The 5,307-nt window shown below is 70.5% G+C and carries 4 protein-coding genes; 1 reads left to right on the top strand and 3 read right to left on the bottom strand.

The annotated features are described in order from the left end of the window. The first annotated feature begins 151 nt into the window (after positions 1-151). Positions 152-1,579, top strand: coding sequence for an NADP-dependent phosphogluconate dehydrogenase (gene gnd, locus D7W79_RS38425; RefSeq protein ID WP_120530217.1), 1,428 nt, complete (start codon positions 152-154; stop codon positions 1,577-1,579). 24 nt (positions 1,580-1,603) lie between these two features. On the opposite strand, the gene D7W79_RS38420 is transcribed toward gnd, so the two are convergent. The 3 genes from D7W79_RS38420 to D7W79_RS38410 all read right to left on the bottom strand — a co-directional run bounded on the left by D7W79_RS38420 (position 1,604) and on the right by D7W79_RS38410 (position 4,785). Further along, the gene (locus D7W79_RS38420; protein WP_120530216.1) at positions 1,604-3,241 is read right to left on the bottom strand and encodes an acetate--CoA ligase; all 1,638 of its coding nucleotides are present in this window, start codon (positions 3,239-3,241) and stop codon (positions 1,604-1,606) included. Positions 3,242-3,367: 126 nt separating this feature from the next. After that, positions 3,368-4,231 carry a zf-HC2 domain-containing protein gene (locus D7W79_RS38415; RefSeq protein WP_120530215.1) on the bottom strand — a complete coding sequence of 288 codons (864 nt, stop codon included), beginning with the start codon at positions 4,229-4,231 and terminating at the stop codon, positions 3,368-3,370. After that, positions 4,228-4,785 (bottom strand): RNA polymerase sigma factor, encoded by a 558-nt coding sequence (locus D7W79_RS38410; protein ID WP_120530214.1) that lies wholly within the window; start codon positions 4,783-4,785, stop codon positions 4,228-4,230. Before D7W79_RS38410 ends, D7W79_RS38415 begins: the two co-directional genes overlap by 4 nt. Between the last annotated feature and the right edge of the window lie 522 nt (positions 4,786-5,307).

The raw sequence follows: 5,307 nt of genomic DNA, 5'->3' as shown, positions 1-5,307 counted from the left end.
GTGCTGGGGCTGGTGGCGGGCGAGGGCAAGCGGGACGCCATGCGGCGGGTGCTCGCGGGCGATATGTCCCTGCCCGCGGCGCACGTGACGAACACGCAGTGGATGCTGGATCCCGCCGCCCACGGGTGAGGCGGGCCCTCTGGAGGGAACGATGAGCACACAGACGAAGCCGGCGCAGTTCGGCGTGGCGGGCATGGGCGTCATGGGCGCCAGCCTGGCCCTCAACATCGCGGACCACGGCTTCCGCGTCGCCGTATGGGACCGCCACCCGGAGAAGCTCCAGCAGGTCCAGAAGGACAACCCGAAGCAGGCCCTGCAAGGCTTCCCGGAGCTGGAGCAGTTCGTCGCCGGACTGGAGCGTCCGCGCCGCATCCTCCTGATGATCACCGCGGGCGCGGCCGTGGACGAGATGATGGAGCGGCTGTTCCCGCTGCTGTCGCCCGGCGACGTCATCATGGACGCGGGCAACTCCTGGTACCTGGACACGCGCCGCCGTGAGGCCCTGTGCAAGGAGAAGGGCTTCCACTTCCTGGGCATCGGCGTGTCCGGCGGTGAGGAGGGCGCGCGCCACGGCCCGTCCATCATGCCGGGCGGCCCCAAGGACGCGTACGCGCTGGTGCAGCCGGTGCTGGAGGCCATCGCCGCGCGCAGCGAAGAGGGCCTGTGCGTCACCCACGTGGGCCCGGAGGGCGCGGGCCACTTCGTGAAGATGGTGCACAACGGCATCGAGTACGCGGACATGCAGCTGCTCGCGGAGACGTACGACGTGCTCCGCCGCGGCCTGGGCCTGGACACCGCGGCGCTCGCGGACCTGTTCAGCAAGTGGAACGAGGGCATCGCGGAGTCGTTCCTCCTGGAGACCACCATCAAGGTGCTGCGCAAGCGCGACCCGGAGACAGGCAAGCCGCTGGTGGACCTGGTGCTGGACAAGGCCGGCCAGAAGGGCACGGGCAAGTGGACGGTGCAGGTGGCGCTGGACCTGGGCGTGCCGGTGCCCTCCATCGCGTCCGCGCTGGACGCGCGCAACCTGTCCGCGCGCAAGGATGAGCGCGTGGCCGCGAGCAAGAAGCTCCAGGGCCCCGCCATCTCCCTCTCTTCGGGAGAGCAGAAGGAGCTGGCGCAGTGGGCGCACGACGCGCTCTACGCGGCGCGCGTGGTGACGTACGCGCAGGGCATGCGGCTCATCCAGGCGGCGTCGGACGAGTACAAGTGGGGCGTGTCGCTGGCGGAGATGGCGCGCATCTGGCGGGGCGGCTGCATCATCCGCGCGAAGCTGCTCACCCCGCTGCGCGAGTCCTTCCAGCAGCAGCCCACGCTGCCCAACCTGATGGTGTCGGAAGCCTTCGCGCCGGTGCTGAACAAGATGGCCCCGGCGTGGCGCAAGCTCGTGGGCGCCGCGACGGCGGCGGGCATCCCCGTGCCGGTGTTCAGCAGCAGCCTGGCGTACATGGACAGCTACCGCAGCCCGGAGCTGCCGCAGAACCTCACCCAGGCCCAGCGTGACGCGTTCGGCGCGCACACGTACCAGCGCCGGGACAAGCCCGACGCCGGCTTCGTGCACTCGGACTGGCTGAAGTAGTCCCCTGCCCCCACTGCGCGCCGCTCACTTCTTCTGGGTGGCGCGCAGCTCCGCGCGGCGGATCTTCCCGCTCACCGTCTTGGGCAGTTCCGTGACGAACTCGATCTCGCGCGGGTACTTGTAGGGCGCCGTGGTCTTCTTCACGAAGTCCTGCAGCTCCTGCGCGAGCTCCGGTGACGGCGTGTGGCCCGGCGTGAGCAGCACGTACGCCTTGATGCGCTGGCCAATCTTGTCGTCCGGCACGCCGATGACGGCGGACTCGGCCACCGCCGGGTGTTCAATCAGCGCGGACTCCACCTCGAAGGGGCCCACGCGGTAGCCGGACGTCTTGATGACGTCGTCGGAGCGCCCCACGAACCACAGGTAGCCGTCCGCGTCGCGCACCGCGCGGTCGCCGGTGACGTACCAGTCCCCCCGGCTGCTGGCGGCGTTGGCCGCGTCGTCGTTGAGGTAGCCCGCGAACAGGCCCACCGGCCGCTCCGGCTTCACGCGCACGGCGATGTCGCCCTCCTGTCCGTCCGCGACTTCATTGCCGTGCTCGTCGATGACGCCCACGGTGAAGCCCGGGGATGGCTTGCCCATGGAGCCCACGCGCGGCTCCATCCCGGGGAAGATGCCCACGATGACCACCGTCTCCGTCTGGCCGTAGCCCTCGCGGATGTGCAGCCCGGTGGCCTCCTTCCACGTCTGGATGACCTCCGGGTTGAGCGGCTCGCCCGCGCTCAGCGAATGGCGCAGCGAGGACAGGTCCACGGCCTTCAAATCCTGGAGCACCAGCGCGCGCCACGCGGTGGGCGGCGCGCAGAAGGTGGTGACCTGCTCCCGCTCCAGCACCTTCAGGAAGGCCATGGGGTCGAAGCGGCCGCGGAAGTCGTAGACGACGTTGCACGCGCCCACGCTCCACGGGCCGAAGAGCTTGCCCCACGCGCACTTCGCCCAGCCGGTGTCGCTGAGCGTGAGGTGCCGGTCCTCCGGCTTCAAATCCAACCAGTAGCGGCCGGTGATGAGGTGCCCCTGGCCGTAGCTGGACTGGGTGTGCAGCACCATCTTCGGCATGCCCGTGGTGCCGGACGTGAAGTAGATGAGCAGCGGATCATCCGAGCGCGTGGGCGGGAACGCCGTGGCCTGGCCTTCCGCCAGGGCCTCGGACACGTAGCGCGTCCACGGAGAAGGCGCGTCGCCGGTGGACACCCACGTCGTCACGCCGGGGGCCTGGCCCAGCACGCCCTCGAAGCGGTCCAGGCAGCTGCCGTCGGTGAGGACCGCCTTCGCGCCGGACACCTCCAGCCGGTAGCGGATGTCCTTCGCGGTGAGCATGGGCGTGCCGGGCATGAAGACGATGCCCGCGCGGATGCAGCCCAGCACCAGGAACCACCACTCCGGCACGCGCGGCATCAGGATGAAGACCCGGTCGCCGCGCTTCAGGCCCAGCCCGGTGAGGAAGCGCGCCGCGTGCAGCGAGCGCTCCTTCAGCTCCTGGAAGCTGAAGCGCTGCGAGCGCCCGGACTCGTCGGACCACTGGAGCGCGGGGGCCTGGGGCCGCTCGGCCGCGTGCCGGTCGATGACGTCCGTGGCGAAGTTGAAGTGCGCCGGCCGCTCCCACCGGAAGTCACGGCGGGTGGACGCGTAGTCGGCGGAAGCGCGGGGCGGGGACTCGGGCATGGGCGGCTCCTGGAGTGTTCCGACAACCCCAGCAGCCTGTCACGTCATCCCGAGCGGTGAGGCGGGAACCCCGCGCGGAGCGCCCGGTGGTGGACGCTCGTGACGCGCGGGGGAAGCCGGGGTGCTTCAGTGGGCGGCTTCGTCGTGCGGGTCCTTCAGCTTGCGCGCTTCCTCGCGCAGCCCCTTCGCCAGGTCGCGCGCCTCGTCGCTCCAGCCGGGCTCCTTCCCCTCCGCCACCTTTTCGAAGGCGGCCGCGGCATCCTCCTTCTGGCCCAGGGCGCGCAGCGCGAGTCCGCGGTTCCACAGCGCCTGGGGGTTGCCCGGATCCTCGAGCAGCACCGACTCCAGCTGCTTCAGCGCGTCCTGGTAGCGGCCGTCCTGCAGCGCCACCACCGACAGGTCGATGTTGCGCTTGTGCGACGCGGGCTCGCGCGCCAGCACCGCCTGCGCCTGCTGCCACTGGCCGTGCAGCACGTAGGCCGCGACGATGCCGCGGAAGTCCTTGCGCTCCTCCATCTCCGCCAGCGGACGCAGGGGCAGCGTGACCTTCCCCGCCTCCGCGCCGTCCGCGCCACCGCGCATGGGGCTGTAGGGACGGTGCTTGTCCGCGCGCGGATCAGACAGGCGGGCCTCCAGCTCGCGGGTGGTCTGGTTGTCCAGGAAGACGACCGCCGGCACCTCCGCGGCGGGCATCATGCGCGGCACGAAGATGGCGCACAGGCTGGCGGCCATGGCCAGCGGGGCCACCACGCGCGCGTTGCGGCGCACCCACGCGCCCAGCGCCACCACGTTGCCCTCCGGCTTCGCGGCCGGCTGCTCCACCACGCCCGTGCCCAGGGCCCGCGCCGCCAGCAGCTCCAGCTGGAGCAGGTCTCGCAGGCCGCCCTCGCAGGCGGCACAGCGTGGCAGGTGGTTCCGGAACCCTTCGGCGTCGGACTCGGACAGCTCGCCGTCCATGAAGAGATGCAGCCGGGTGCAATGCGCGTTCATGACTGGACTCCCCGCTCCCGGGCCACCGCGACGCTCGGAAGCAGCAGTTCCCTCAGGTCCCGGCGCGCCAGCGTCAGCCAGCTGCCCACGGTTCCCACGGGAACGTTGAAATGTTCGGCGATCGCCTGGTAGCGGCGACCCTCGGCGTGAAGCTTGTAAGCGTCCCGCAGGTGCGGCTTGAGCTGCTCGATGGCCGCCTGGAACGCGTCGTTGCCCACCAGCTCCCAGTTCTCCCGGTCCCCGTCCCCCGTCGCCGGCAGGTCATGCACCAGCGCCAGGTGCGGCAGCCCCCGGCTCTCCGTGCGCTGCCGGCGGCAGTGGTCCAGGAACCGGTTGGTCATGGTCGTGCACAGCCACGCCGCGCACGCCGCTTCCGTCCGGTCCTTCAGGTGGCCGTACTCCGGCAACGCCCGCTCGAAGGCCTCCTGGACCAGGTCTTCCGGGTCCAGGATGCCGCGGGCGCACAACCGCCGCGCCACCGCCAGCAGGCTGGGCCGGTGTCGCTGGATGAACGCCTCGAAGTGGCGTCGTTCCCGGTTGAAGAGGTTGGCCATGACACAAGGCCCCGAAGTGACTGGTGGGCTTTCCTGACTAAAGACGCCGAGCGGTTCGTTTCTTGAGAGAAAAATGCCCGGAAGGGCAGACAGGCCCGCCGGGCCCGGCTGCTCAGCGAGCGGCCTGCGCCCCGTCCAGCAGGGGAGGCACCGACGGCGGCGGCAGCGGCCGGCGGCGGCGCGGCGCCCGGTTCTCACAATTCACATACGAGCCCTTCACGTGTGGGGCGCTGTGGTCCGGTTCGAAAGTGCCAGAGCGGGGAGAGGACAGGTCTCCGGGGGTCATGAATGGCTTCTCCTGGTACGACGGAAGTCCTGCGTAAGCATGGGATGGGTGGAAAAAGACGGACGGGGCTGTCCATACCACGCTCCGCCGCACCGGCAGGAGGGGCCCCCCCGGGCCAATCCTTCAAGGATTTCAAGGAGTTCCGAATGAACGAGGACAAGTCCCTGCTGCGTCCGGAGTGGCGTCAGTGGCTGGCGGAGAACCTGGCCCTGGGGGTGGGTGTGGAGGAGGTGGAG

It is taken from the genome of Corallococcus exercitus, from assembly GCF_003611585.1.
Taxonomy (GTDB): Bacteria; Myxococcota; Myxococcia; order Myxococcales; family Myxococcaceae; genus Corallococcus; species Corallococcus exercitus.
The sequence above is the reverse complement of the archived record's forward strand: the minus strand, read 5'-3'. Positions and strand labels throughout refer to the sequence as shown.

Bases quoted from the DNA above. Each gene is read 5' to 3' on its own strand.
- D7W79_RS38410 (WP_120530214.1), bottom strand. From the start codon at position 4,785: ATGGCCAACCTCTTCAACCGGGAACGACGCCACTTCGAGGCGTTCATC.
- gnd (WP_120530217.1), top strand. From the start codon at position 152: ATGAGCACACAGACGAAGCCGGCGCAGTTCGGCGTGGCGGGCATGGGC.
- D7W79_RS38415 (WP_120530215.1), bottom strand. From the start codon at position 4,231: ATGAACGCGCATTGCACCCGGCTGCATCTCTTCATGGACGGCGAGCTG.
- D7W79_RS38420 (WP_120530216.1), bottom strand. From the start codon at position 3,241: ATGCCCGAGTCCCCGCCCCGCGCTTCCGCCGACTACGCGTCCACCCGC.